The sequence below is a fragment of the Thermofilum pendens Hrk 5 genome (genome assembly GCF_000015225.1).
Classification (GTDB): domain Archaea; phylum Thermoproteota; class Thermoprotei; order Thermofilales; family Thermofilaceae; genus Thermofilum; species Thermofilum pendens.
This window is the reverse complement of the sequence record NC_008698.1, coordinates 668,805-695,060: the sequence shown is the minus strand read 5'-3', so window position 1 is coordinate 695,060 and position 26,256 is coordinate 668,805. Positions and strand designations below refer to the sequence as shown.

Here is a 26,256-nt window from a genome sequence, read left to right as displayed (position 1 = left end):
GAGCCTTATAGCTTTTCCCTTCGCGGAAGCTCAGGAAAAGTAAAACAGAAACAAAACAAAAAAGAAAAAAAAAAATAATTTTTAGTTTGTCTCGGAAAGGTTTACTTTGCCTGCGTTTCTGCCGGAGCGATTACCTTGGCGAGGCGGCGGCGCCTGTAGACAGCGTACTCGTGGGCGATTATGAAGAGCACTAGGACGAGGAGCACTACGAGCAGTATGAGTCCGAGGAACTCGCTGCTGCTCATCTCCCAGCCGGCGATGGTGAGGAAGATGTCGAGCTTCAGCTCGGTGACGGTCTCCTTGCCGTCACTCACGGTGGCGGTGGCGCTCGCAGTCCTCCCGCCCTTGCTCGCCGTTACCGCGTAGGTGCCGCTGGGTAGCTCGAGGCTTACTATGCCGCTAGCGTCGGTCGTGAAGGTGCCGACATTCTCGATGGCGACGGTGGCACCTTCGATGCCCTGGCCCCTGGCTCCGAGCACCTTGACCGTCAGCTTGCCGATCTTCGGCACGGTAATGCCCACGGCTGGGGCGCGCGCAACGCTACCGGAGTAGCCTATCGCTATGCCCTTCCAGTCCTTCACTGTGTACTGGAGGTTGCCCGGAGGCACCTCCTTGACGGTTATGCTACCAGAGCTGTCGAGGCTGTCGGTGATGCTTGTACCGTCGGGCTTGGTTATGGTGACAGTTGCTCCGGCGAGCGGCGTGCCGAACGGCGAGGTGAACGTCAGCTTGACGTCGAAGATGTCGAGCCTAACCTCGAATATCTGCGTGCTGGTCTCGAACCTGCCTTTCTCGATCTTGATGGTCTGCACGGCGAGTGTCCCTACGCCGGCGAGGTTAACGGTTACCTTGTAGGCTCCGAGAGGCGCCTGGCTGATCGTGGAGGCAGGCGTGTCTGGGCTCCTCGCGGCGCTGGCGTCGAGCGGCCAGCTCTTAGCGGTGTCCTTGTTGAGTATTATGGGTACTCTACCGTCGTTCTCGGGCTTGTGAGTGGTCACTACGAGGTCTGGCCACTGTATCTCGACCGTTATCTTGCTGAGTATGTCGGGCGACAGGGCCTGGCCCTGCGCGTTCCTGAGCATTATTATGCCGACGTAGACGAAGGTTTCGAGCGTCGTGCCGCTACCGGGCGCGTAGGTTCTCGGAGTATCGTAGTCGGTGACGGTGTCGAATATCGCTATCTCCCTCGGAATCTTGCCGGCAACCCTCAGCAGGTAGCTGTCGCGCCAGTAGACGATGAGCTGGTACTTCTGCGTGCCTGGCGGCACGTAGAGTATCACGCTACCGTTCTCCGCGGTGAAGCCGGCAGTGCTCGGAATAGCCTTGGCCCTGGGCTCCCTGAGTATGGCGGCTACCATCATGTTCTTCAGAGGCTTACCGCTCCAGTCGAAGACCGTCACCTTTATGGCGTCCCACTTCAGCGCCACGCACGTACCGCCGGGCATGTTGTTGGTAACGTTGAAGCTAACAGTCGTCGACAACGTGTCTGGGTCGAACGCCTGGCCCGTGGTTATACCGTAGTTCTTGAGGCCGAGCGCGTCGTCGAGGTTGAGCTTCGTGGACAGAGTGTACTTGAGGCCTGTAACGCCGAGGAAGGCTACCTTGCCTGTGAACACCGGCAGGCTACCAACGGGCGTCGCTACGGCGGCGCCCTTGTCGGGGCTAATAGTCACCGTTCCGTCGCTACCGGTAGCCGCGGAGGCGAAAGCCGCGGAGGCACCCGAGGCACCGAGGACGGTCACCGTTACGGGCTGGTTGGCGAGCGGCACGAGGTTGTCCCTGAAGTCTGGGCCTGTCACGCTGACACAGAAGCCCTCCATGGCGGCGGTGTAGACGACCTTAGCCGCGCCGCTCCACAGCGTCATGTTCCAGTTGGCGCCGATCCACGCCTGCGGTCCGCGGAACTTGTTCCAGGTCCCGCCGTAGAACTTGTACCAGTCGGGGCTCTGGCTCACGTCGTTGAATATAGCGTTCGTGGTAACGTTGTAGGGTCCTACTATGTAGCCGTAGAGGGTGCCTAAGTTGACATTGCCTACAGTGAGCGAGCCCGCGGTCGGCGTGTCTGGAACGTTGGGCGTCCCATACTTCTTGCCGGCCAGCACCGTGACGTTGGTTATGCTGGCTCCGAACTTCACATTAGCGAGCTTGAGCTTGGGCTGCCAGATCGCGACGGGTAGCGATGCCTTGCCGTCGCTACCGGTGACGGCGCTCCACGCTACAGCGCCCAGAGTTATCGTGGGCTTCGTTATAGCGGTATAGTTCCCTACGAGCTTCTTCCAGTTGACGGTGTCGTTCCTAGCGAGGGTTACGTTGAGGCCAGGTATGAGGCCCGCGCCTATCTTGCTGAGCGCGTAGACGTCGAGGTTGACTACCCAGGTTACCAGCTGGAGCTTGACGCTGTACCTACCGCTCCACGCGGGTGCTCCGTAGAGCCTGGCTATCGGGTGCTCGACGGCGCCGCCATTCGCGAGTACCCAGGTGTAGTCGAGCTTGTCCGTCTCAACGGTCCTCGTCGCGCCCGTCGTCTCGTTGAAGAGTACCACCGTCGTTACGACCTTGCTGTAGTCGAGCGGCTCGCTGGGCGCCGGTAGCGTGAAGTTGTAGTTGTAGACCATTACTCCGCCGTACCAGACTATGAAGTTGTAGTACGCGCCGGCTATGAAGAGGTGCGGGTAGTTGCTGTTCATCCACTGGCTACCGGTTATCTTGAACCTTGCCTCGGAGATGCCGTTGCCCCACGGCGTGCCGAGGTAGTTGGTCGAGTTGAATATCTGGTAGTTGACGTTTATGAGCGGCCAGCAGAGACAGCCGGGCCCTGCCTGGCATACCTGGGTGACGTTGTACTCGTTCTTCGTGTAGGTGTCGTTTATGGCGACTATAACGGGGGCTGTGCCGTTACTGGTCGGGAGCTCTTTCAGCACGTTGCCGTTGTGGTCTACGGCCTCAAGAGTGAAGCTGAACACCCAGGTCGGCACGTCGATAGGTCCTACGTTGCACGCGGGCGTTGTAGTGTTGAGGAGGCTCGTCAGGTCCCACTTACCGATGACGAGGCCGTCGTCCTTGGGGTGGCGTATGTACGGGGTATCGGGCCTAGTGGTTATAGTCACGGTTATCTTGCTGTTCGCGGCGACCTTGAAGGGCACCTTGGTGAACGTGACCGTGCCGTCGCAGCCTGTTACATGGCTCTCATAATAGGTCCTAGCGCCTGCCTTGAAGTACTCTAGGAGCACGGATACGTTGACTAGCGGCTCTTTGACGTCCCACGGCGTGATCCTCAGCGTTAAGTCGCCTATCGGGAACGTGTAGGTAGCCTTACTGATGTTACCGATGTTCCCGCTTACTACGAGCGGGTTAGGACCGGAGACGGGGTCCAGGAGGACTCCCTTGAAGAACAGCTTGACGGCGAAGCTTCCTCCAGGTACGAAAGCAGCGAACGTTGTACCGTTGCTACCGAGCCCTGCGGGGAACTGGACTGTCTGCCCGTCCGGCGTTGTGTACGTGAGTATAAGCGTCGCGTTGGGGTCGTCTGCACTCGTTATCGGCCTGTTGCAGAGGTCAACGGCCTTCATGTTGACCACGTACACCTTAGCGAACAGCACGAAGCTCTGCACCGTGCATCCGGTTTCAATGGCCTTCGTCAGGTTGAGCTCTATTGTGTTAGCGTCCGGCGTTACGTCGACGTAGTACTCGGTGCCGGGTAGCGCCCAGAGCACGCGGACAGTGTACGTGAAGACTTTACCGGTGCTCCACAGCCCGTAGGGTACGGGCAGGTAGCCTGGGTTCGTCGCTCCCGAGCGTACGATTATCGGCTTCCCGGATCCGTCGCCGACAGTTCCTCCTCCAACTATCTGGAACGGCATTAGGGCCACGTTTCCGTTAGCGTCGGTGTAGGTGTTGGGGTCGCCGACAAGTGGGCTTATCTGCACGATAGCGCCCTGGAGCGGCTGAACGGCTATGAGGCCGCTCGTCTTGATCGTTATCTTTGTTGGTACGATGCTTACCTTTATCGTAGCAGTGTATACTCCGTTGCTTCCGGTTAGAGTGAACGGGGTGAAGGATACGGGTTTAGTGTAGGTAATGCTACCCGTCGTTGTCGTGTTAAATGCTTCGGAGAATACCTGGATTCCGCCTATTTCGGCGGCGATGCCCATCTTCTCCTTGTAGATCAGCGTGAGGTCCGGCAACCAGAAGTAGACGCTACCGCCAAACGAATAGCCTTCCTCTGGCGCTACTCCGCTCGGGTTGGCTTTGCCTGCCCTGAGCTTGCCTAGGCTCGGCGAGGTCAGCTCTATGCTTATCGGTGGGTTCTGCCAGTTGTTCAGCGAATTACCGCATATATCCTTGACAGCGACCTGGAGAAGGAACGTGTGCGCGTTATCAACAAGCGTGCCTATATGGCCGGCATCCGTGAACGTCTGGGTGGACGTGGTGCCTGTTGCCAGGTCCTTTACAGTCGCGGTTAAGGTGTCAGTAGCAGAGTCGTAGCTGAGGGTGACGTTCTCCTTCCCAACGAGCACCTTTAACTTCTGTCCTTGTCCCTGGTCGAGTAGCCAGTACACCTCCTTGTACAGCGCGACGTTCCACTGCTTCTCAATGTGGTAGCACTGAGGAGAAAGCGTCGGCTTGATGTTAACCTCGTAGATAGGAACTAGAACCCAGCCCTGAGACTTTCCTTGACTGTCGCCGACAGAGGTGAATATGGGCGCGCCCGTCTTACCGTAGAGGTATACCTCGAAGTATGCTACGTCCGCCCTCGTAGCATCCTCAGGATCCTGGAAGTAGAGAGGCACCGTTTGCCCGTTAATCATGGTTACAGCTTGGAATGTGAAGTTCCAAATGTAGTTCAGTGTAATTGTGCTATTCAAAAGCCCCAGGACTGTGTTTCCACTTTGACCACTTCCTGTGGTGTAAAGCAGGAATGTTCTACCGTAGGCCTGCCAGAAGACGGACATGTTGTATGTACCACTAGTCGGCTGGTTTATCACTCCGCCGGGCTGCGCGATTGTGAGTGTTATCTTCCCGGTGGAGTCCGTCGTGCCTATAGCATAGGCAAGTATACAGTTCCCGGTCTCGTTGAAGTAGACAATTATTACCTGCTGGTTCGCGAAGGGCTGTCCGTTGGGAAGCTGGAGTATGTTGTATGCGCTCTTAACCGGGTAGGCATATGTGTTTGCGGCTAGTGCTAGTATTGCGAGTACTGCCAGTATTCCTAATAGGGTTTTCCTACTCATATGCATCTTTCCCCCTTTTCGGGGTCGGGGCTTTGGCGGGGCCCGGGGTATTTATCGGCGACTTTTTCTGTGATTTAGAACTCGTCTGTAAACGTATACCTTTTAGCCCATAGTCTATACCCCTCCGGGAACACCGGGTTTCCGCGCGTGCGACAGAAATATGTGTTGGTTTTCCTTTATTCTCGCCGTGAGCTTGGGCTACGACGAGCTTGCGCCTGTGTACGAGGAGCTTTACGGGGCTGAGCAGTACAAGAAGAACTTGGCGGCGTCGTCGGCGCTTAAGGGGTTGCCTGTCGTGCTGGACGCTGGGTGTGGTACGGGTATTCTCTCGGAGTTCCTGGGGGGCTCCTACTACGTGTGCCTCGACTCTAGCCGGGGTATGCTGGAAGTTTTTAGGGCGCGGCGTAGGTGTTTCTGCGACGCGGTGCAGGCGGACATGCAGTTGCCCCCGTTTAGGGAGTTGGCATTCGACGGCGTTGCGTGTGTGACAGCTGTGCACGAGGCTCCGGGGGCTCTGGGCGTCCTCGCGGGCCTCGTGAAGGCGGAGGGTGTGCTCGTTGTGAGCGTGAAGGAAAGGTTGCTGCCCGGGGGGCTGGAGGTGCCGGGGTGGCTCGTGCTCGAGGGCGTCGTGGAGTCGTCGGGTGACGCGGTGTACTTCTACCGTAGGAGGGGGCCTACATGAGGGTTCTGGCGTTCGCTGATACACACGCGCCTAAGCACGTCTCGTTGCTCGCGGAGTCTCTCGGCAGGCTTAGGCTTGAAGGCGTGGAGCTCGTGCTCGTCGCCGGGGACGTGGTGGCGAGGGGGGAGTGGGCGGCTTGCAGGCAGGTTGAAGCCGTTCTGAGGCGGTTCCTCCCGGGGGTGCCGGCCTACGGTACCTTCGGGAACGAGGACTTCGAGGAGGTTAGGGGTAGGATCAGGGAGGAGTGCACGGAGGTCGTGTGGCTCGAGGACGAGGCTGTCGACGTGGAGGTCGGGGGTACCCGCGTCAGGATCGTCGGCACCCCGGGCGTCCTGGACAGGCCTACCAGGTGGCAGGAGAGGAACGTCCCGGGTATACGGGGCGTGTACGAGGCTAGGCTCGAGAGGGTCCGGGAGCTCCTCTCGCACCCCTCCGGCTCGCTGAAGATCCTCGTCACGCACTACCCGCCGAGGTGCGGCACGCTGAGGGGGGAGGACCCGAGGTTCTGGGAGGAGATGTCCTCCGCTAGGCTCGCCGGCGTAGTCGCTGGCTCCGGGGTTGACCTCGTAGTCCACGGGCACCTCCACAGGAGCGTCGTCCACAGGGACTACATAGGCTCCACCCCTGTCTACAACGTCTCCCTACCCGCGGTGAAGTCCGCGGTAATAATCGAGGTCAGGAGGGCGGGGCTGGGAGCATTCCTCGGGCCCTAGGACGGTAAAGATTTAGATTCGCGCGGCGAGCTTCTTTTGTGAGCGTAAGGTTCGCGGTGGAAGCTCTCAAAGTGTTGAGGCTCGACGATTACCGGTTGCTCGTAGCCGTGGAGAGGGGTATGATTAACCACGAGTACGTCGACGTTGAGCTCGTAGCCTCTATCTCGGGGCTCGACGCCGACTACGCGGCGGAGAGGCTTAAAAGGCTCAACGGCCTAGGGCTCGTCCAGCGGTACAGGGGGCCGTTCACGGGTTACATACTGACGACGAGGGGGTACGACGCGCTCGCCCTGTACGTGCTCGTGAAGAGGGGCACTCTCAGCGAGCTTTCGACCTCGCCCCAGGGGGAGGGCAAGGAGAGCGAGGTGTACCTCGGGAAGACTCCGGGCGGCAGGGTTGTCGCCGTGAAGTTCCACAGGGCGGGCCGCACGAGCTTCAGGAAGACAAAAAGGGTGAGGGGGTACGCCGCCGACAAGAGGCACGTCTCGTGGCTCTACCAGGCGCGCCTAGCCGCAAAGAGCGAGTTCGAGGCGTTGAGGATTCTCTGGAAGGGCGGCGTATCCGTCCCCGAACCCGTGGACTGGAACAGGCATGTCGTTGTAGCTGGCTACGTCGAGGGTGTCGAGCTCTACACCCTGCCCGAGCTGGGAGACCCTGAGGGCTTCCTCGCCGCCGCGGTCGGGGAGGTGGGGAAGGCTTACGAGGCGGGGGTTGTCCACGGGGACCTCAGCGAGTACAACGTCCTCGTAGCGGAGGGCGAGAAGCCCGTGCTCATAGACTGGCCGCAGTGGGTCCCGAGTAGCCACCCCTCGGCGGGGTTCTACCTGAGGAGGGACCTCGAAAGGCTCGCCTCGTTCTTCTCCAGGAAGTATGGAGTCCCCGCCGAGCGCGCAAAGAGGCTAGTAGAAAGCGTGCTAGCCAAGCACGGGGCGCCCGCTCCCTAGCGGTAAAAGGCACGAGCGCGCGTCAGGTATATATCGGGGAGCGGGGGGCTAACTCTTGTCGGGGCTGTGGCGTTCAGGCGGGTGCTAGGGCTGGATATACTGCCGGGTAGCTCTCCCCTCGGGAGGCAACACCTCTTCGCCGCCGTGCTCCTGGTGGACGGCAGGGTGGAGCAGAGGGTTCGGGAAGCCTCCCTAGAGGACGTCGTGAGGCTCGCCACCTCGGGCGGGGTCGAGGCGCTGGCGCTGGACAACGTGTTCGAGCTGGCGCCCACCGTGGAGGGGCTCGCGGAGTTCTTGAGGCTGTTCCCGGGGAGGCCGCCGCGCCTGATCCAGGTGACAGTCGTCAACGGCGAGGAGGTTAGCGTCGAGACCCTCTGCGCCGTTACGGGGCTGTGTAGGGGTAGGCTCGACCCCCTCGGGACGGCGGAGGCGTGCGCCCTACTCGCGTACGCCGGCGTCGGTAGCGAGGTCCTCGTCTTTCACGACGAGACGGTGGTGCACGTTGGCCGCGGCAGGGTGCCCGGGCAGGGAGGGATGAGCAGGGAGAGGTTCAAGAGGGGCATCGAGGTCCTCGTGAAGCGGAAGGTTAGGGAGATAGCGGAGGCGCTACAGAGAAAGGGGCTCGACTTCGACGTTTTCCCCAGGAAGAGCGGGGAGGGGCTCGTCGGCGCGACGTTCATCGTGTACGCGCCGCGCGAGGAACTCAACGGCGTCGTTAAGAGCGAGGAGGGGCACGACCTCTTCGTCAGGGTGGAGCCTGCGAGGAGGGATAGGGTGGAGTTCAGGCCCCTGGGCTCCAGGCTCCACAGGGCGCTCTCCCAGGAGCGCCTCCTCATAGTGGGCGTCGACCCGGGGATGGCCACGGGCTTCGCCGTGCTGGACTTCTCCGGGAGGGTGCTCGCGGTCGACAGCAGGAGGCTCCTCGGCAGGGGGCAGCTCGTCAGGGAGCTCTACGGCTTCGGGAGGCCGGCTATAGTCGCGACGGACGTTAACCCTCCACCCGCCTACGTGAAGAAGCTGGCGTCGACGCTCGGCGCCGTGCTGTACGTCCCCAGCCGCTCGCTGAGCGTGGAGGAGAAGCGGAGGCTCGCGCTGGAGGCCGCGGGGCAGCAGGGGGTGAGGCTTAGGACTTCCCACGAGAGGGACTCCCTAGCCGCCGCCTACAAGGCTTTCCTGTCCTACAGGGAGCTCTTCGAGGAGGTGGAGAGGGAGGCTGCTAGGTACGGGGTGCCGTTCTCCCTGGACGAGGCGAAGCTCCTCGCGGTAAAGGGTAAGCCCGTGGCCCTCGCCGTCGAGGAGGCTCTGAGGAGGCAGGTGGGGGTGAAGATCCCGAGGATCGAGCTCCAGAAGGAGGCGGAGGAGCCCCGGAGGGTCGAGGAGGAGCTGGAGGAGGTACGGCGCGCCCTCTCGGAGCTCCTCCGGGAGAACGTCGAGCTTAGGCGGAGGCTTGAGGAGGCGGAGGAGAGGGCTAGGAGGAGCGAGGAGGCGCTTAGGGGGCTGCTGAGGGCTAGGGAGGTCGCGAGGGGCCTCGAGTCGGAGTACGCGAAGCTCCGGGCGAGGATAGAGCTACTCCAGTCGGAGCTAGACTCCTTCAGGAGGGAGCTAGCAGAAAAGGAGAGGGCGCTGGAGTCCCTGGGCGACGCGTTGCTCTCCTACCTCTCCGGGGAGGCGGTAGTCGCGGTGAGGCTTTCCTACGTCCTCGAACGTGGCGCCGCGAGGGTTCCGGCGGTCTACGTTGACAAGCAGTTGCCGTCCGACTCCCTGAGGAGGGTTCTCGAGGAGCTGAAGCCGCCGGGCTCTCATCTCATCGCCTTCTTCGAGGGGGCGGCGCGCGGGGCCGCCGAGAGGCTCCCGCTCGGCGTGGTTCCGGTCGCCCTCGGAGAGGTTAAGCCTTTAGCCGAGGTTGGACCCTTCGTCTTCGTGCCTGCCGAGACAGCGCTCGGCGCCGCCACTGCTTCGCGCGACGCCGATAAGGAGAGGCTTAGGCGCCTCCTGGAGGACTACAGGTTGCAGAGAAAGAGGGAGTTGGAGGGGCTTTCCGCCGGGCGCCTCTAGAACAGGGACACGTTTCCCTTCAGTATGCTTTCCCAGAGCACGTTTATCCTGTCTAGGTGCTTTGCTAGAACTTCCTCTGCCTGGTGCTTTACGCGGGCGAGGACGTCGTCGGGGGCGTTTATGGCTATGTAGGCTAGTAGAGGCTGGTTTATCGGCTTCCCTATCTGGCTTATCAGCTTGATGTAGACCTCGTTGACGTGGTCTAACCCGCATATCTCGCTTGCCGCCTGGAAAGCTACGACGTTGTACAGCTTCCCTATGTGGCTGACGGGGTTCTTGCCTGCGGTCGCCTCCAGGGACATAGGTCTGAAGGGCGTTATGAGCCCGTTCGCCCTGTTACCCCTCCCCGTGGCCCCGTCGTCTCCGTGCTCGGCCGAGGTCCCCGTGACCGTGAGGTAGAGCCCTCCCTTGTCCCCCCTGGAGGGGTCGTCGCCCGTGTTTACGTAGACTTCCACGTCTAGATCCGTGATGCTAGCGGCGTGCTCCTTTACGAGCTTTTTCACCTCCTCCTTCAGGGAGAGGTACTCCTCGGTGCTGTGGACGAACCTCGATATCACGGCCATGGCGACCGTGAGCGTTAGCTTGTTGCCCTTCCTGACCCCCATGACCTTTACGTCCTCCCCGACGGCCGGTAGCTCCTTCTTAACCTTCTCGGAGTTCAGCAACCTCTCGGTCTCCAGGACGGCTCTCTCGGTCGGCGAGAGGGGTGCGTAGCCTATACCCATCGAGGTGTCGTTCGCCCCGGGATAGCTCCCCCTGCGGTTGTATATGTCCACGAGGTCTGCGGAGCCCTTGCCTACCCTGTAGTCTACGATGACGTGGGTATCGGGGTCCAGGAACCTGATGTTGCTCTTTATCCAGTCGCGGGTCGCCTTGAGTATGATCGGGCCGACGGGCACGCTCTCCCTGCCTCCTTCCGAGACTACCTCCGTGGTCGCTCTCCCGGATACGAGTATGTATATGGGCTGGACTACCTCCCCGCCCCCGAACCTGGGGCTAGACTGTCCCCCGACGACTAGAACCTTGTCGAGGTTGTGGTGTAGTATTGCCCCGTAGTGCTCTAGGTAGTACCTTGATAGCTCCCTGCTCGCTGCCTCCGAAATGGAGTCTGCAATGTAGTCTGGGTGGCCCGTCCCCTTCCGCTCCACTATCTCTACGGGGAGCCTGCTCGGCGGGATGTAGCTCGATTTCTCAACAACTATGTTCTTCGCGCTCATCAAGAACAGGGGGGCTTGCCGTCAACTTATAATGTTTACTGTGAATTACTGTCGTTCATATCTTCCTCTCGTGCCTGCCCCCGCTGCTCCTGTTGGGGCTCGAAGAATGTGACTTTCTCAGGCTCCAGCGACACGAAGAGAAGGTTGCTACCACGTATGAACACGGTGCCTAGCTGCGCGACAACCTTGTTTGTCTCTGTGAGCTCCTTTGCGTCGTCTAGCACTAGGTTCATGGCGGCGTCCGTCATGCGCAACTTCCCCATGTACTCGCTACCATCCTTTAGCTTCACGAAGACTCCTTTCCCGCTCTGATTCCTGAGGTGCTCGATGGGCTGCATGAACCTCGTTCTTCCTTGACCTCTTACCTGTATGGACATCAAGCACTTCGCCCAGCTAGAGCTTATAAAGTTACCGGAGCTTTACGAACGAAACGTTTATCCCTAGGCAGAGATGGTCGTCTAGGTTTGAGGCTATGAGCGCTACTTCGGAGAGCCGGGTGGCGGGACCGGAGCCTCGGTGCTCTGTATGCGGTAGCAGGGATGTTTTCGCGAAGATAGAGGGAAAGTACTACTGCTTTAAGTGCGGCTCCAGGCTCGTCATCGAGCACTCGGAGAAGATAGTCGAGGAGTACGTAAAGAAGTATATAGGCGACTTGCGCTAGGTCTCGTTGCAGAAGCATTAGTCAGCTTCGTGTTGTCGGAGAAGCCTGGTGGAAAGGTGTAAGAGCTAGAAGCTAGGCGTAATATACTAGCTTCTATAACGTGCCCGGTTGCGTGGGCTAGTCTCCTCCTTTGTGCCTCGTAGCCTCGTGCCTCTTCTTCAGTAGCCTTTCGCGCTGCTTCTTCTTCCACTTGTAGTGGTGCGTGTAGCGGTACTTTACCGAGAGAAGGCCGCGCGCCCTCCTCCCGGCCATCGTTTTACCCTTGAATACCCTGTGGATGTCCGGCTTCACGATGATCTTTTTCGGCAACGTTGGCTCAGGAAGCTCGCCCCCGCTCTCGAGGTGCTCCTTGAGTGCTTTGAGCCAGCTTCGCAGAGCCTCGACGTTCTCTGGGTGCACGGTCTTTCTCCGCTCGTCGACGTAGATGCCGAGTAGCCTTGCTTCCTTTACTGTGAGCCCCAGGGCTTTAACCTCTCCTTCGCTGAAACCCCTGCCTACCTTTAGAGGCCTAGGGGGGACTCCGCCGTACCTGCGTAGCTTCACAGCGTTCACGATGGGCTCGGGTGGTTGCACGGATTGTTGTCCGGACATGGCGACCCCCGACTTTTCCCCCTAGACGATTGATAAATTTTTTCTTTTAAACGGTCTTCAGCGCCTTCTGAGCTTTCTGAACGAGAAAACCCGTCACAACGAGCCCGCCTACGTAGCCGAGCGCTACTGCAAGCGGGGCTACGCTGAGAGCCGACGATATGGAGTAGTCCTCGACAGCCCTGCGCACGTAGTATATGAGGAGGAGGGATGCTATCGAGACCGCAAGGAATGCCAGCGCCACAATCGTGTCGGGACCTATGTGGCCAGAGAAGAATATGTAGAGGGGCGGTATGAACACTGCGATAGAGTTGACGAGTATCGCTTTTACGAGGTAGCTAGAGGCCTCCCTAACGGCGTCTTCCCTTCTGATGAACATGCCTATCCCGCGACAGCCTAAAACACTACGAAGTATTTTTGCTTAGCGCGCGACGAGATTGCCGAGAATCGCGACAGTCTAAGCTTTAGCCTGCGAGGAGACGTGCAACCACGCCTAGAGCTACTCCGACCATGAACAGCGAGGCAACCTCCCTGTACGTTTTCCCGTGTTTCGAGAGGGCTACGTGGAGCACGGCTAAAAGTGCGGCGGCGAGGGCTAGCGGAGCGGCGTCCTCCCTAGGTACGAGTAACGAGAAGGCCAGGCCCGCCGGGTGTAGGAACATCAGGAGCGCGGGTTCGACGAGGCCGGGGACTGCACGCTTGGAGGCTACCTGTTGCACGGTGGACGCTAGGAGGGCTACTACTGGCAAAGCGTAGCTCAGTACGGTGTAGCTCGGTTGCGCGGAGACGCGGAGGACCTGGGGGGAGTAGCCGGTGCTGAGGTAAAGCAGCGTTACCAGTGTTGCGGGGACCGCTACGGATATCGCCTGGACGGGTAGGCTGGAGCATTCCTCATCCTCTGCTAGCCCCTCCGATGAAAGCTCGCTGTAGAACGCCGGTATCGCCATCCACGAGGAGGCGACTACGAGGGGGAGGAGCGGCTCGAGGCTCACCGGCGAGAGGGGGGCCCTCAAGTATAGGTTGGAGAGAGCGAGTACCATGGCGGGCGTGGCGAGCACGCCTCTCGCCTCCATCGATGTTAACAGGTAGCCTGCCGCGAGGACGAGGACCGCGAAGACAGCCTGGTAAAAGACGAAGCCTGCCCCGAACAGCGTGAAGAACGAGAGCATCCCGGCGAGTACGTAGAGCCCGGCGCTTATGATCACGGCGGCCCCCCTGCTCGTCTTAACGCCCCAGATGCGCTTCCAGGCCTCCGTGTACAGTGCGAGAGCCGCCACTGTTAGGACGGGGTCTACGCTCACCCCGAGGAAGGCTAGAAGGGAGCCTGTAAACGCTGAGAGCTGGATCGGCAGGGGTTGCATGAGGAGGACCGGCATGACGGATAGGGCTGGGAGTGATAGGGGCTGGAAGTACCCCAGCAGTAGGCCTGCAACGATAGCCGAGTAGGCATACGCGTTCTGCGGGGCTTCGACAAGCTCCTCTACGAGGGGTCTTCCGCCCTCCTTTCTGAATGCGCGGATCTCGGGGGTTACCAGGGCTTTGAAGAGCGCCAGGCTCGCCGCCGAGACAGCGGTCGTGATGGCGAGCGCCACTAGGAAGAAGCCGTCCCCCATGTTCCTGAGCATCTCGTCTATAAACGGGGAGGGGTAGCGCCCCTCCTTGGTGTAGCTCTGCAACAAAGCCGCCGAGACGAGGAGCACGGGGGCAGAAATAGAGGCGGAGGTCGCCGCGACTATCGCTAGACGCTTGCCCCTAAACCTCCTCAGGCTCGCTGAGACGGAGAGCAAGAGGAGAAGGGGTAAAGCCAGAAGCACGGGAGAAGCATACTCCAGCCTTCCGTCGAGGTACAGCCTCGCCGCCCACCCGCCGGCCAGCAACGAGACTCCCAGGGCGTAGAGGTATTCAGCCTTCCTTAAACAGGACATTCTCACCTACCTTCAGGAAGCCGTTCACGTGCGACGCGACACGGGCGTTTATACTGGCGAGGACCGGGCACCCGGCGCCCCCCTTCTTGCAGAACTCGAGGTACTTTTCCGATGTTAAACGCCACTCGCGTACGCCTATAAAGGCGCAACGCTGCCCGCGCGCCGTGTGGACGTAGTACTTGCAGTAAGCCTCAGACATGCGTCCTCGCCAAAACGAAAAACCCCTCAGAGTTAAGGGTATCGGTTTTTTGTACGCGTGACCTTTAAGCGGAAAACGATCAGGAAGAGTCGCCCGGCTCCCTCCTCGTGTGCGCTACAAATATTAGATTGCATGCTGTCTTAGTCAGGAGTCGCATGGCGAGGGAGGTTTGCCCAGGGCTCTACAAGGATCAGCGCGGTAAGTTCTACTGTAGGTATGCTGGCGGAGCGGAAGTCGATCCCGCGTTCATGCCATGCCTACTCGAGTACTGGGAGTGCCCTTACTACCAGCAGGCAAAGAAAGCTGAGGAGGCTAAGCCGAAAGCCGAAGAGGTGGTTGTCCCCGTAGAGGCTAAGCCTCCGGAAACTCCTCGGGAGACTGCGGCCGTCGCTCCGGCTCCCCCCGTCGCTGCGGAGGAGCATGCAAGCTTGGTCTCCGAGGCGGAGGCTCTGATTGAGAGGGCTGGAGAGCTGGCGAGAATTTGGGAAGAGTACGACAGGGCTGCGAGGGAGGTTGTCGAGAGGTGGGAGGACGTTAGGGAGAGGATATCCAGAGAGCTCGCCGGGGTGGATGCCACGATAACGGCGTACGTCGACGAGCTGGAGAGGCTTGAAAAAATGCGCGAGTCAGGGGTTATCGGCGAGGAGGAGTATGGGGAGTTGAAGGCAAGCCTCGAGAGGAGACTCGCCGAGAAGAACAAGGAGAGGGAGGAGCTTAGCAGGGTGTTGGCGGACCTGGACAGGGTTGTTCTCCCGCACTTCAAGAGGGTAAAGGTCGCCGAGGTGAAGCCGGAGATAGCGAAGCTCAAGGTGGCGCTCGCAAAGCTCGAGGAGAGGTTTAAGTCGGGCGGTATTTCCGAGGAGGTCTACGAGAAGCTTAGGAGCGAGCTTGAGGAAAGGATTAAGCGCCTCGAAAAGATAAAGGAGGAGGTGGAGTAGGTTGAGTGGCCTGGCGCCTGTAATAGAGAGGCTTAAAGGGCTCTACGACAAGGCCGACGACCTCTGGGGCGAGTACGTGGAGTCGGTGAAGGCCGCCGTCCGCGAATGGGAGTTGTCGAAGCTGGACCTCCTGAGCGAGCTGAGCGAGCTTAAGGCAAAGCTTGAGTCCGACCTCAAGGCCTTGGAAGAGTTGAAGCTCAAAGTCGAGCTGGGGCTTGTGGACAAGGAGAAGGCCGAGAAGAAGATAGGAGAGCTGGAGTCGGAGGTTGAAAAGCTTAGGGGGGAGGTGGAGAGCCTCTGGGTTGCGCTCGAAGAGTTCACGCTTAGGAGCCTCACCCACAGCAAGAGGGCAGGGCTACCCCTAGGGTTGACGGAGGAGGACGTTGCCTCCAAGCAGGAGACCTTGAAGAAAGCGTTCGAGAGAGGCGTGATAGGAGAGACTGCCTACAACGCTATCAGGAGCACGCTAGAACAACTACTCGAGTTGCTACATAGCTGACGAAGTTACTTCGAGCGCGATTTACCCTTCTTTCTGCTCTTCTTGCGTGTCTTCCTCTCAGACTTCTTCGTAGCCCTTGAGACCTTCCTCCTTATGAGCAGGCGGACCTTCCCGTCGCTGGTTTTCTGAACCTTCAACCTTAGAAGAGAGGCTTTCCCCTCCTTCTCCGCCGCCTTCGCTAGCCTTGAGACAAGATCCTTGAAGTGCGTTTTACACAAAAGTAGTTGCTGGCCTCTGACCTCTAAGAGTATGTCTGCCCCCGCCGAGCAACCCTCAACCATGCATAGAGACCCGTCGCTACTCATATCGATCCTAACCCAAGCCTCCTTTCGCACGCGTAAAAATGCTTTTCGCATAGCGCACGACGCACGCGTGGTTTGCGGAGAATAGACTACTGCGTGGCATGTACGCGTACCAGCTTGGTGATTATTGCTTCGAGATCCTTCAAGCTGTGAACTTCAACTACGTCGAAGTACGGGATCGAGAGGCGCGCGTAGCGCTCATCGGCGAGTACGATGAAGGGTGACGCTGATGGCGTCCTCGTAGCCCGCCCCACGTTCTGCACCGTCGTTATAGCCACAACGTCGTCCGGCTTTAGCCCCACAGCCGCCAGTCTTGCTGACACGTACGGGGGTAGGTAGGGGGCTCCCGCCATGACGACGCAGTCGGCGGGTAGGTCTACGCCTTCAGCGTACCTCCCGTGGGATAACAACAACAGTACGCCTCTGTTCCATTCCTCAGGGTTCGTAGTGTCGGCTGAAAGGGTCTTGGCGACCCTTGACGTCGCGAAAACGAGTATCCTGTCGAAAAAGCGCCTCAGGAAGAACAGGAGGTTGTTGTACTCCCTGGCTAGGGGTGGTCCGTACTCTCTGTACGCCGTTGTGAGCCACGTGGTAATGGCGGCCGTGTATTTCTTCTGCCACGGCACTGAGACCACTGGTACGTTGAATACGTGCGCCACGGGGGTGAGCGTTGCCGATACGTAGAGCGAGGGCCCTCTAGGCCTGTAGACTTTCAGCGTGTAGACCTCCTCTCCCTCCCTCCACAGGAAGGGTGCCTCACGTATGAAGCTTAACACTTTGGGTGCGCTTCTCGGTCTTGCGCCCTTCTCAAGCGCCTCGACGAGCGCGGCTGTAAGCTCCTCTAGGTATACCCGGACGTTGGTCACGACGTCAAACTTCTCGACTTTGTCGAGGAGCTCCTCGCTACCGGCAACTTGTGCCAGCTCGGCTAGCCCCTCTCTCAGTTTTGAGAGTGGCATGGACTGCACCGAGACGGCGTTGTGGGCCTCGTCGACCACGGTCTGTACTCCGCCGAAGTTGAGCCCCGTGTTGTACGTGGCTATGTAGACGTCCGCTCCCACGTTCTCCTGTAGGTAGTAGCGGCAGACCTCGGGTGGCAGGTCTTCGTACGACGGCACGTAGCCTAGTCGCACCGGAGACTCCACGAGCAACTTGAAGTAGGGGCACTTGTGCTTCAGGTACCTGCAGTAGTGGTGCACGTTAGCCCTCAACTCGCCCGCGAGGGGGCACGTCCTCTCGCGGCCGCCAGCTACGAAGGGCTTGAGGTTCGCGACGGCAACGTCTTCCGAGATCCTCCGCGCCTGCGGGTAGGTTCTGACCCTCCACACCGCTGGGAGGGCGCCCGCGGAGGCTAGCGCCGCGAGGACTGCGATAGTCTTCCCCCAACCGGGGGGCGCTTCGAGCCCGACGTTTCCGGGTAGCTGGGAGGCGAGCTCCCTAGCCGTCTCGAGCTGTAAAGGGCGGGGCGTCAGACCTGCTTTCTTGAAGAAGTCTTCAACGTTCAAGGGAAAGCGCCGCGAGCTCCTTTAGGAAGCTCGCTTGGGCTTCGTCCGGCCTGAACCTCTCTCTTAAAGTCTTCTCTACGTTGACTAGGTCGCCCACGTAGAGCTTGTCGGGCAGAGCCTTTTTGAAGAGATCCTCCTCGGCGTGCTCCCCTTCGAGGTAGACCGGCACTAGGCGTTGCCCGTCGGAAAGGTAGACCGCGCTTACCCCCCTCGAGACTCCGCTCGACGTTATAACCTTAGACGTTACTACGAGGACGTCAAGGTAGTTGAGCACGTTCGTCGCTCCCCCCAGGTGAACCCTAAGGGCATCCGAGAGAGACTTGAGGGCTCTCTGTGCCGAGGGCGCATGGAAGGTCGTCACGGTGGGGATGCCCGCGCGAGTCGGCTCTAGTAGGCTCCAAAAGTCTTCGGCCAGTATCTCCCCGACAACGAGGAGGTCTGGTCTGAGGTAGCGCATAGCGTACCTAACGCCCTCGGCTAGGTTTTCCGAGACTACCTGCGTGAACCAGCCCCCTCTGAAACTGAGCTCCCTGTACTTCTCGACTATCGCGATGTGCAGCCAGGGGAAAAAGTCCGCGACCGCCTTTACAAGCGCGGAGAGCACGGTGGTTTTTCCGCTTCCCGGAGGCCCCGTTATCACGACCGTGGATGGGCGAACCAGCAGTAGCACGAGCCTAGTTGCGAGAAGGGGCGGGACGACCTCCTCGAGGGGAGGGACGCTGGTTACTCGCGTCGCGACGAGGTGGAGCTGACCCCCTGACTGGACTTGTATCGCTACGCGCCACTCTCCGATGTCAGCTACGCCTCTCGGATTCCTCAGGGAGACGTTCACCCCGCTCGCCGCTATGATTCTGGTTACAAGCTCTTCTAAGGAGTCCGGGACCGAGTCTGCCGGGAAGCTCACCCTCCCGACGCCGCGTAGCGTGACGACCCCTCTACCCTCGAAGATCCAGGCTTCTTCCACTTTACTGCTTGTAAAGATTGGCGCGAAAGCTCCCCAGACCTCGTGCCGCCTGAAGGGCAGAACCAGTAAAGTGTCGTTCTTGATGAAGAGAGCGCCGAACTCGTTCTTGTCTACCAGCCTGGCGTCCGGCGGCAGAGCTTCACTTACGCTTACAAGCTCCTCTTCGCGCTTCGCGTTCCCCCTGAAGAGCCTTGGAAGCCTCACTGTGCTCTCACCTCTGAGAAAGCTTTGAGAAGCCTGAGAAGCCTCTCCCTCTCTGCGAGAAGCCTGCCTCTTTCCTGCTCCAGCGCGCTGATCCTTTCGTTTATCCGCGCAACCTCGTCCGCTATGCTCCGGAGCTTCTCCTTAACCTTCTCGGCTATTCCCGGGTCCAGGCCTACGGCGTCCAATACGGCCTTTAAACCCTCCACGCCGCGCCTAACGAGCTCCTCTTCTGCGTCGGCGGGCTTCGGGGGGCGCGCCTCCTCTACCTCTACGCGCGGGACTGGTAGCGATGGCTTGCCTTGCCTCTCGTCTTCGCCTCTCTGCTGGGCGAAAGGTCTTCTGGGCTGGCTCATCTCGTCACCTTCAAGAGAGGCTTGTCGAGCCTTTGTACGAGTAGCTTTACTTCTTCTCTTGTTTTCTTTGAGAGGTGTTTGTGGGCGTCTGCTATCGTCTCAGTGTAGGCGAAGGTTAGCGCGGGGTCGAAGCTTACCGTGAAAACTGCTCCGAAGTATTCGCGTAGCCTGTCAAGCCAGGGGGACATCACGGGGTGGTACTTGTTGAGTACCGGTAGCGCCAGCTTCCTCCTAGCAAACTCCCTGCCCACGTACCAGCCGCCTACAGCGGAGAAGGAGAGCTTGTCGGGGTTCATTACCAGCGCGAGTACCTCGGCGAGGGCGGCTACGGGGTCGTAGAGAGTCCCCGGGTAAGCCGGCATATCGAGAACAACGAAGTCCACGTACCCGTCGACAGCCTCCAAGAGGTACTCAAGGCTATCGGCGTCCACGGGTCCCTGCTGCTTCGAGGAGGGCGCTACGAAGAGCTTCTCCCAGGGGCTCGCCACAATGACATCCCGCCAGGAAGCCTTGCCCTGGAAGAAGTCTGAGAGGTAGGGGGGTCCCGGGTCCTCCGCGAGGCACAGCTGCGTACTACTACCCAGCTCCCCGAGGTCGACTAGGAGGACCTTCCTACCCATAGACGCGAGCTCGAAGGAAGCCAAGCTCGAAAGCACACTCTTACCCGTACCCCCCTTCGAACCACTCACAAAAGCCACCCTAACAGCCATAGCCCCCCACATCCTTTCCACAAGCTTTTATCGTGGAAAAGGCGCGGGTCGCTATTCCAGCGCATTAAAAGTTACTCGAAGAGAGTAACGGGGGTTACGCTTGAAGACACTGAGGCTTCTAGCTGTGAAGATCGTTTGGGAGTGGGTAATGCGCAACGTGAAGAGACTCAGGGAAGACGGAGAGGCTGGTTGGCGCGAGGCGGGAAAAGTCCTGGAGAGGGTTCTGAGAGGTGACTCGCGGACTGTAGCCCTTCTACTGGTCTTGCAATCCTCGACGACCGCATTTACGAGCGCCGAAGAGGTTGTTTCGAATATCTTTAGGCCGTTCAGAGATGCCGTCGCCGTTTTCCTTGCAATAGCATTTGGCATCGGCATTATAGGCTTCGCCTTAATAATCGTGGATGCGCTCCTCTCATGGTTTACCGGAGGGAGTTTTGGGAGGAGCCTAGCTGTGGGGAAGTTCCTCAAAGCCGCCGAGACTCTGGCCATTATCCCGATAATCTTCCTCTCGGTTCAGATAATGAAGGGTATCGGCATACAGGAGGTCTCCCAGGTCGCGGACATACTGAACTCTCTCCTCCAGAGGGGGTGGCAGATAGTACTCTCGGCGCTTTCCGGCTCCTAAGGGATGACTTCCAATGGAAGCCCTGACTGCTGCCGTGGGCGCGGGTCTCTACGCTGCGGTGGGGCTTCTCTACTGGTTCTTGGGACGGCGTTCGGAGTCCCTAAGGTTCTTCGAAGACGCTGCTCTCAGCGCGGCCTTCGTGGTCGTCGTCCACGTGATACTCGGCGTTTCCTCGCAGATCGCAACACTAGCCGGTGTCCAGCTCAACCTCTGGAGCAGCGCAGACGTCAGCGCGTGCGCCCGTAGAGCCTCCGAGACCTTCTGGGAAGCCAGCAGGAAGGCCGTCGATACAGTTTTGTTCGTCGAGGCCGAGAGAGCACTGCTGGCAAGTACACCTGTGACAAGCCCCCTAGCCAGCGTCCTCGGTGGCGCTACCGGGTGGTCGACCGCGGAGCTCGGAATAGTAGCTATAGTGTATATGCATCTCTCTTTCGCTGCCGAGGCTTTCTCTATAGTATCTCCCTACCTCTTTGCGTTCGGCGCGGCGCTAATGCCTATACCCAGGCTTCGAAGACTCGGAGCCTCGCTTCTCTCCATCTACCTCTCCACGGCGATAGCCATGGCATACTCCCTCCAGGTAACATCAGACGCACTCAGAGGGGTAAGGGTTCCCAGCGCGTCGAGCCCTCTTGACTGGGTCAACGTAGCCGGTGTAGCCGGGGAGAACGCTGTGCTCCTGGGAAAGGCGCTGACCCTCACGTCCCTAGCCTTCGCTCTCGCAACTGTAGGCGGCGTGGGGCTCGCCTCGGCCTTCGACTCAGTATTCGTCGGGTTCGTCAGGGTATGATTGGAGACACCGAGTGGGCCGGGATCGCCATTGCAATCATAGCCTTCGAGACGCTCTACTACTACGCTACGCAGAGGCGCAGCAAGGCCGTCTCAGCCATCTCCAGAGAGGTAGCAGAGCTAGCCCTCTTCCAGGCGCTCTCCCTAGCGCTTCTGGGGCTCTACTCCTATTACTCCAGGGTGGCACTCGATGAGTCCTTTAGGCACGTTGAAAGCCTATCCAGGAGCCTGTGGGCGTATTACAGGTCCGTCCTCTCCACTCTAGGGGCAGTGGCGGTAGTAGACGTGGCGGTAAGCCTAGCTATAGCGCTGGGGCTTCCCGAGGCTTCCGAGGCCCTCCAGTACTTCGACCCTGTTAGACACTTAGTGATAGGACCCCTGGAGAACATAGCCACAATCCTGGGGACCGCGTGGCTCCTCCTAAGAGTAGCCCATTCACTTCTAGTTGCTTCGTTGCAATTAAGGGACTACACGAAGGCCCTGATACTCTCTATCTCCGTGCCCCGCCTCAGGAAAGTCACCCTGCCTATCGCCGCGCTGCTAGTAACGGTTACCGTTATCCTCCCCTTCTCCCTCTCCGGGGTGAAGCACTGTGGGACGCCGCTCCCCCCGCTCAACTATACACGCGAGATAGGGTACTTCGAGTTCGACGTTCGCGACCTCTCCCTTAAGAGCATACCCGACGTAGTCCTCGTTGCTGCGACCGACACGTCTGGCTCGAGAATCGTGCTCAGAGCGCGTAGCGGCGAGCGAGTCCCGGTGCCCGCCGGTAACTACACCTTTCTCTGGGTTGCCAACTACTGGGCGAACTTCTCGCTCCACGGTTGTTGCTTCGATCCAACGCCGGGCTCCTTCTGTAACTGCTACGTAAGCCCTGCGCGTACACGTGTAGAACCCAACTGCACAATTACTCTCCTCGTGTGGCTCCCCGTCAACGTTATCCACCGTAGTGGGGGGACTTCGGGGCATGTTGTCGGCTATCACGGCGCCTCCGCGCTGAGCCCCTCGTCCGAGGGTAACGGGTGGGTTGAGTTCGAGCTTCAACCAGAGCTCCGGGAGTTCGAGTTTTACGCCAGGGGAGGAGGGTTCGACGTCCTCTACGTGAACGGAAGCGCGGCGGCGGGGAATAGATCCTGCTGGTACCTCTCGTACACGGTCGCGGGGGGCGGTCCTCCCGGCTCGGAGATAGATGCAGGCGCCTTTGAAGCGTGGGTCGAAGCGTACAATGCCTGGGTGAAGCGGTTATCGCTTAGTATCCCCAGCGACAAGCTCGACAAGCTACTGCTGAAAACGCAGAAGCCGAGCTTCACGACCTACAGCGTACGCATTAGAACCTGGACGGGGAATTGCACTGGCTCCTCCGATCAGGGCGCCCCGAGGGTTAGGTTCTACGGGCTAGGCTCCTGGAACGCGAGCTCGGCGCCCACCTTTGTCTCCAGCTGGCTACAGGTAGAGGCTCTCCGGACGCGCGTAGAGGAGGCGCTCGGAGGGATCCTAGACCTTGCAGGGACACTGTACAACGCGTACCTCCTCGTAGTAGCGGTGGGCGCCGGGCTACTCCTGCTCTCCGCGGGGCTCGCCTCGACGAGCTTAACGAGAACCCTGGGCTCGCTCGCCGCTCCCTTAAGGAGCGCTTCACGCCCCGCGTTCGCGTACTTCCTCTCCCAAATCTCGAAGAAGGAGGGGGCGCACAGGCCCTCGGAGATCATGCTCCTGGAGATATCAATGATGAGGCCTAGAAGTCCGTCTAGAATCCTTGGAAGAGTAGTCGAGAAGTCTCTGAGGGAGGTCCCGAAGTACCTGTCGAAAAGGCCTATCCCCTCCCTGCTCCACATGGGGAAAGCCATCGCCGACAACCTAGCCATAGTCGAGCTGGACAGGTGGCGTGCCGACAGGGCCGAGAGACTGGATAGGCTAGGCAAAAAGCTGGGGAAACTCGAGTACGTACTCAGCCAGAAGCCGGGCTCCCTCGCGATCAAAGCTATACGCAAAGCCCTGGCGAGCCCTGAGGCTTTCTGGCTAGGCGTTAGGATTAGGGACGGGCTCAGCCTGGTACCCTGGGTGCTCAGAGGGTACGACTACAGGCTGAGAAGGTTACCGCCGTGGAAGATGTACCACAACGAGGAGGTCATAGCGAGGTACTTCCCGGAGTACGACAAAATACTCCTCCCGGCAATGAAAGAAGTAGCCACTCACTACCTAGAGAGAACAAAGGCTAGGCTGTTATCGAAGCCCGGCGGAGAAAGAGCGGTAAAGCTTATCGACGAGATACTGGCGAAGATCGCTAGGGCGCGAGGCGCGCGAGAGGTTGGCAGCGCTGTTCTAGACGTGGTCAAGGATAAAGCCGCACTCGAAGCGCTTAGGGAGGAGCTGGTGCTACCGGACACTCCGTTGCTCCTCTCCAATATCAACACACTTTTAAGGATAAAGGCCCTCGACAGGCTCGAGGAGTATGCGGGCAAGGAGGCCAGGTACATTAAGAAGCTACTCTACTCGGATAGTCCGCTGAGCCTACTCGAGAAGGGTCCTCCGAGCAACCTCTGGGAGAAGATAAAGAAGGAATGGGAGGGGCGAGAGGGGGCTAGCCGTGCGTAGGAGGCTCGCCGGGCTTCTCATAGCCGCCGGGTTTTTCTTCATGCAAGGCGGCGAAGCCAAGACGTACGGAGCGCTGCTGATAGCGAGCGGGCTTCTCCTGGTATACCCCGAAGTGTTCGCCGTCGCGAAGGTGTTCGTTCACGGCGGTTTCCCCTTGCCGCCGCTTTTGACCGAGGAGAACTACTGCAGGGCAAAGGTAGGGAGGTTCGTCTGCCTCTACGCGGGGTTCGAGGTTGTAGACTGCAGGCACGGTGTCTACGATATGGTTGAGCGCGGCTTCTGGTTCTCGGCGTCCCGACTACTTACGCTGGCGCTCGCCGGCAACGCAGACTACTACCTCGTCGTGCGCTCGGGTAGCTACTACCTCTTAGTGAGGGGGTGTGACGAGAGGCTTGAAGGGGCAGTAGAAGTCGTTGCCAGCTCGCTTGAAAGGGTGAGGAGGGCTCTCGCAGTTTCGGGTTGCTCGTTTAGGGCTCTGAGCGGACGCGAGGTATACTCCTTGCTGAGGCCGGACTTCCTGAGAGAGGTGCGCGGCGGGCTCTTCAGAAGGGTGCTCGCGTTCACCGGAGGTGTCGTGGCGCTGTGGAAGTTACCCTTCCTAGCCCCCGCCTCCCTAGCTCTACTGCTGGCCTCTCTGCCCGACGGTATGAGGGGCTACTCCGTGCCAAAAGGCCGAGAGGTGTTTTCCCTGGACTCCGTGACGAGCTTCTATACGTATACCTCGATGAGCGACGTTTTCTCCCGGGCGCAACTCGTGTACAGCCTAGCGGACAGCGTGCTCCTTGTCCTCCGCGTGAAACGAGCCGACGCGGAGCTAGAGCGTAGCATAGATACTCAAGCCTACAGGACGTACGAGTTCGGTACAGCTTTCGACAAGCTGTCCTGGATTCACGAGAGCTCGAAGTTCTTCGCGGCCGCCCGTAGACGGTGGGAGAGAGAGGAAGCTCTTTACCTCGTGGAGGGCTTGCTCGTAGCGCCTGCCGACACCGCGAGGACGCTCGCCGCAGCTGGGTTCTCTTTCAGGAAGAGCCTGTTCTCGCTGGGTGCGTTGCTATGACCTCGGGCTTGGCGTACAGGTTACTGCGAGCCGCCGCCGGTAGGCGAATCTACGCGCTAACGGGAGACCTCGCAATCCTAAGCCCCTTCGCAGTCCTGCCACCCTCGGAGGAAAGCGGGGGGCTCTTCCTGGGCAGGGACGATAGAGGAAGAAACGTGTACTTGAACCCCGAAAAGCTACCGAATATGCACGGGGTCATCCTGGGGACCACTGGGAGCGGGAAGTCGAGCCTAGCGAGGCACATTATGCTCGAAGCGAGGAGGCTGGGCGTCACGTCGTGGGTCATCGACCCTCACTCCGAGGCTACTTACAGGAAGCTCTTCGAGAGGTCTTTCGGGCTCGGCGACTTCAGGGTGAACGTTCTCGAAGCGCCGGGGTGGGGGGCCAGCGAGCTGGCCTCGGAGCTGAGCAGGTACATCGAGGCTATCTACGGCTTTCCCGGCTATAGGAGCATCCTCAGGGAGATCCTAAAGAGGTGCTTCGAGGAGGGAAGCCTAGAGTTCTTCGAGAAAGTGTCCAAGGAGGATCCGAACCTCCTCAGGATATACGACGACCTGTCGAGAATCCACTCCAATGAGGGGGCATCGATCGCGGAGCTCACTAGGGACGTTTACTTCTACTACCCGGCGCTGGTCTCGAGGGAGTTCCTGGCCCTCAGCTCGCAGATACTCTTACTGCTCCTCGAAGGCTACATGAGGACTAAAGGTGCTAGACACAGACTGGAGCACCTGGTAGTACTCGAAGAGGCCCACTTAGTCAAAGACTACATCCTCTCCCTATTCAAGCAAGTTAGGAAGTACGGGTGGGGGTTACTAGCAGTAACGCAGCTCCCCCGGGAGATGGACCCAAGAGTGTACCAGCTCGCGGGCTTCCTCGTAGTCCTCTCCGGCCCCGAGAGCTTCGTCCTAGACGTTGCGCGCGTGGTGCAGTTGACGAGGCTCGACTACGACCACCTACTCTACAGCGCCCGGGGCAACGCGCTCCTCGTGAGGCAGGGAGACCCCAGGCCCCGCAGGATCCACCTCGAGCTACACTCTTCGGCGTTATCGTAGGTCGCCCCTCCTCTTCTGCTTCGAAATGTAGTAGATGAGCGGGATTGCAAGCAGGGCGGTCGCCTTACCAGCCTCTGTGAGCGCATATCTCGAAGAACCCTCGACCCCCTCTTCGCGCACCTTGACTACCAGCCCCTCCGATTGTAGCTGTTTCAACCTAGTCGAAAGCGTACGCCTGTTGAGGCCTGTGGATTCCAGTATCCTGGTGAAAGAGAGGGGACCGAGGAGGAGCAGCGTGTAGAGAACTTCCAGCACGCCCTTCTTCGCGAGTAGCGAGAAGCTAGGAGCCAGTTCTTCGAGAATCCTCTTAGCGTCTGCAACGGATAAGTTCTCGCGCTCCACGAATTCCCTCAGAGTAGCCTCCACACCCTCAATTACTCTCGAAACCTTCTTCTCGACCTCCTCCCAGAGTCCACTCTCCCCCATAAGCATCAAAGGAAAATTTATATCC

25 protein-coding genes are annotated in these 26,256 nt (G+C 59.5%); 12 read left to right on the top strand and 13 right to left on the bottom strand.

The window, feature by feature from the left end; genetic code table 11:
* Nucleotides 1–101 precede the first annotated feature (101 nt).
* A complete protein-coding gene (locus TPEN_RS03845) occupies nucleotides 102–5,231 on the bottom strand; it encodes a carboxypeptidase-like regulatory domain-containing protein (RefSeq protein WP_052885117.1) in 5,130 nt (1,709 codons plus the stop codon).
* Nucleotides 5,232–5,418: 187 nt separating this feature from the next.
* On the opposite strand from TPEN_RS03845, the gene TPEN_RS03840 reads away from it, so the two are divergent.
* From TPEN_RS03840 to TPEN_RS03825, 4 genes are all read left to right on the top strand, one after another.
* Nucleotides 5,419–5,913, top strand: coding sequence for a class I SAM-dependent methyltransferase (locus TPEN_RS03840; RefSeq protein ID WP_052885116.1), 495 nt, complete (start codon nucleotides 5,419–5,421; stop codon nucleotides 5,911–5,913).
* Nucleotides 5,910–6,626, top strand: coding sequence for a metallophosphoesterase family protein (locus TPEN_RS03835; protein ID WP_011752407.1), 717 nt, complete (start codon nucleotides 5,910–5,912; stop codon nucleotides 6,624–6,626). The genes TPEN_RS03840 and TPEN_RS03835 overlap by 4 nt, the downstream gene beginning before the upstream one ends.
* 38 nt (nucleotides 6,627–6,664) lie before the next feature.
* Nucleotides 6,665–7,570: an RIO1 family regulatory kinase/ATPase domain-containing protein gene (locus TPEN_RS03830; RefSeq protein WP_011752406.1), complete on the top strand. Its 906-nt coding sequence runs from the start codon at nucleotides 6,665–6,667 to the stop codon at nucleotides 7,568–7,570.
* 66 nt (nucleotides 7,571–7,636) lie between these two features.
* Complete coding sequence (locus TPEN_RS03825) at nucleotides 7,637–9,625, top strand: DUF460 domain-containing protein (protein ID WP_011752405.1); 1,989 nt, start codon at nucleotides 7,637–7,639, stop codon at nucleotides 9,623–9,625.
* On the opposite strand, the gene TPEN_RS03820 is transcribed toward TPEN_RS03825, so the two are convergent.
* Both TPEN_RS03820 and TPEN_RS03815 read right to left on the bottom strand, forming a co-directional pair.
* A complete protein-coding gene (locus TPEN_RS03820) occupies nucleotides 9,622–10,842 on the bottom strand; it encodes a methionine adenosyltransferase (protein ID WP_011752404.1) in 1,221 nt (406 codons plus the stop codon). The two genes, TPEN_RS03825 and TPEN_RS03820, sit on opposite strands and share 4 nt — an antisense overlap.
* 35 nt (nucleotides 10,843–10,877) lie before the next feature.
* Complete coding sequence (locus TPEN_RS03815; protein ID WP_245534185.1) at nucleotides 10,878–11,219, bottom strand: U6 snRNA-associated Sm-like protein LSm6; 342 nt, start codon at nucleotides 11,217–11,219, stop codon at nucleotides 10,878–10,880.
* 95 nt (nucleotides 11,220–11,314) lie between these two features.
* Here TPEN_RS03815 and TPEN_RS03810 point away from each other — a divergent pair, with 95 nt between their 5' ends.
* Complete coding sequence (locus tag TPEN_RS03810) at nucleotides 11,315–11,503, top strand: TFIIB-type zinc finger domain-containing protein (protein ID WP_011752402.1); 189 nt, start codon at nucleotides 11,315–11,317, stop codon at nucleotides 11,501–11,503.
* Nucleotides 11,504–11,620: 117 nt separating this feature from the next.
* Here TPEN_RS03810 and TPEN_RS03805 read toward each other — a convergent pair whose 3' ends face one another.
* The 4 genes from TPEN_RS03805 to TPEN_RS03790 form a co-directional block, all read right to left on the bottom strand.
* The gene (locus TPEN_RS03805) at nucleotides 11,621–12,094 is read right to left on the bottom strand and encodes a ribosomal protein L13e (RefSeq protein ID WP_011752401.1); all 474 of its coding nucleotides are present in this window, start codon (nucleotides 12,092–12,094) and stop codon (nucleotides 11,621–11,623) included.
* Nucleotides 12,095–12,140: 46 nt separating this feature from the next.
* Nucleotides 12,141–12,470 (bottom strand): hypothetical protein, encoded by a 330-nt coding sequence (locus TPEN_RS03800; protein ID WP_011752400.1) that lies wholly within the window; start codon nucleotides 12,468–12,470, stop codon nucleotides 12,141–12,143.
* Nucleotides 12,471–12,555: 85 nt separating this feature from the next.
* On the bottom strand, nucleotides 12,556–14,016 hold the full coding sequence (locus TPEN_RS03795; RefSeq protein WP_011752399.1) for a hypothetical protein: 1,461 nt from the start codon (nucleotides 14,014–14,016) through the stop codon (nucleotides 12,556–12,558).
* Complete coding sequence (locus TPEN_RS03790) at nucleotides 13,994–14,215, bottom strand: hypothetical protein (RefSeq protein WP_052885114.1); 222 nt, start codon at nucleotides 14,213–14,215, stop codon at nucleotides 13,994–13,996. Before TPEN_RS03790 ends, TPEN_RS03795 begins: the two co-directional genes overlap by 23 nt.
* A 155-nt stretch (nucleotides 14,216–14,370) precedes the next feature.
* Between TPEN_RS03790 and TPEN_RS03785 the strand changes: the two genes are divergently transcribed.
* Both TPEN_RS03785 and TPEN_RS03780 read left to right on the top strand, forming a co-directional pair.
* Complete coding sequence (locus tag TPEN_RS03785) at nucleotides 14,371–15,153, top strand: hypothetical protein (RefSeq protein ID WP_011752398.1); 783 nt, start codon at nucleotides 14,371–14,373, stop codon at nucleotides 15,151–15,153.
* 1 nt (nucleotide 15,154) lies between these two features.
* On the top strand, nucleotides 15,155–15,652 hold the full coding sequence (locus TPEN_RS03780) for a hypothetical protein (RefSeq protein WP_011752397.1): 498 nt from the start codon (nucleotides 15,155–15,157) through the stop codon (nucleotides 15,650–15,652).
* A 5-nt stretch (nucleotides 15,653–15,657) separates the two neighbouring features.
* Here the strand turns inward: TPEN_RS03780 and TPEN_RS03775 are convergent, their stop codons facing one another.
* The 5 genes from TPEN_RS03775 to TPEN_RS03755 form a co-directional block, all read right to left on the bottom strand.
* Nucleotides 15,658–15,957: a hypothetical protein gene (locus TPEN_RS03775; RefSeq protein WP_052885113.1), complete on the bottom strand. Its 300-nt coding sequence runs from the start codon at nucleotides 15,955–15,957 to the stop codon at nucleotides 15,658–15,660.
* An 86-nt stretch (nucleotides 15,958–16,043) separates the two neighbouring features.
* Nucleotides 16,044–17,459: a helicase C-terminal domain-containing protein gene (locus TPEN_RS03770; protein ID WP_011752395.1), complete on the bottom strand. Its 1,416-nt coding sequence runs from the start codon at nucleotides 17,457–17,459 to the stop codon at nucleotides 16,044–16,046.
* The gene (locus TPEN_RS03765; RefSeq protein WP_011752394.1) at nucleotides 17,449–18,627 is read right to left on the bottom strand and encodes an ATPase, T2SS/T4P/T4SS family; all 1,179 of its coding nucleotides are present in this window, start codon (nucleotides 18,625–18,627) and stop codon (nucleotides 17,449–17,451) included. Before TPEN_RS03765 ends, TPEN_RS03770 begins: the two co-directional genes overlap by 11 nt.
* On the bottom strand, nucleotides 18,624–18,980 hold the full coding sequence (locus tag TPEN_RS03760) for a hypothetical protein (RefSeq protein ID WP_011752393.1): 357 nt from the start codon (nucleotides 18,978–18,980) through the stop codon (nucleotides 18,624–18,626). Before TPEN_RS03760 ends, TPEN_RS03765 begins: the two co-directional genes overlap by 4 nt.
* Nucleotides 18,977–19,669 (bottom strand): ParA family protein, encoded by a 693-nt coding sequence (locus TPEN_RS03755; protein ID WP_187146354.1) that lies wholly within the window; start codon nucleotides 19,667–19,669, stop codon nucleotides 18,977–18,979. The genes TPEN_RS03760 and TPEN_RS03755 overlap by 4 nt, the downstream gene beginning before the upstream one ends.
* A 121-nt stretch (nucleotides 19,670–19,790) precedes the next feature.
* Here TPEN_RS03755 and TPEN_RS03750 point away from each other — a divergent pair, with 121 nt between their 5' ends.
* The 5 genes from TPEN_RS03750 to TPEN_RS03730 are packed head-to-tail and all read left to right on the top strand — an operon-like array spanning nucleotide 19,791 to nucleotide 25,805.
* On the top strand, nucleotides 19,791–20,315 hold the full coding sequence (locus tag TPEN_RS03750) for a hypothetical protein (RefSeq protein ID WP_011752391.1): 525 nt from the start codon (nucleotides 19,791–19,793) through the stop codon (nucleotides 20,313–20,315).
* Between the two features lie 13 nt (nucleotides 20,316–20,328).
* On the top strand, nucleotides 20,329–21,102 hold the full coding sequence (locus TPEN_RS03745; RefSeq protein WP_011752390.1) for a hypothetical protein: 774 nt from the start codon (nucleotides 20,329–20,331) through the stop codon (nucleotides 21,100–21,102).
* The gene (locus TPEN_RS03740) at nucleotides 21,099–23,696 is read left to right on the top strand and encodes a hypothetical protein (RefSeq protein WP_011752389.1); all 2,598 of its coding nucleotides are present in this window, start codon (nucleotides 21,099–21,101) and stop codon (nucleotides 23,694–23,696) included. Before TPEN_RS03745 ends, TPEN_RS03740 begins: the two co-directional genes overlap by 4 nt.
* Nucleotides 23,689–24,753, top strand: coding sequence for a hypothetical protein (locus TPEN_RS03735; protein ID WP_011752388.1), 1,065 nt, complete (start codon nucleotides 23,689–23,691; stop codon nucleotides 24,751–24,753). Before TPEN_RS03740 ends, TPEN_RS03735 begins: the two co-directional genes overlap by 8 nt.
* Complete coding sequence (locus TPEN_RS03730) at nucleotides 24,750–25,805, top strand: ATP-binding protein (RefSeq protein ID WP_011752387.1); 1,056 nt, start codon at nucleotides 24,750–24,752, stop codon at nucleotides 25,803–25,805. Before TPEN_RS03735 ends, TPEN_RS03730 begins: the two co-directional genes overlap by 4 nt.
* On the opposite strand, the gene TPEN_RS03725 is transcribed toward TPEN_RS03730, so the two are convergent.
* Complete coding sequence (locus tag TPEN_RS03725) at nucleotides 25,797–26,231, bottom strand: winged helix-turn-helix transcriptional regulator (RefSeq protein ID WP_052885111.1); 435 nt, start codon at nucleotides 26,229–26,231, stop codon at nucleotides 25,797–25,799. The genes TPEN_RS03730 and TPEN_RS03725 overlap by 9 nt on opposite strands.
* Nucleotides 26,232–26,256: the final 25 nt, after the last annotated feature.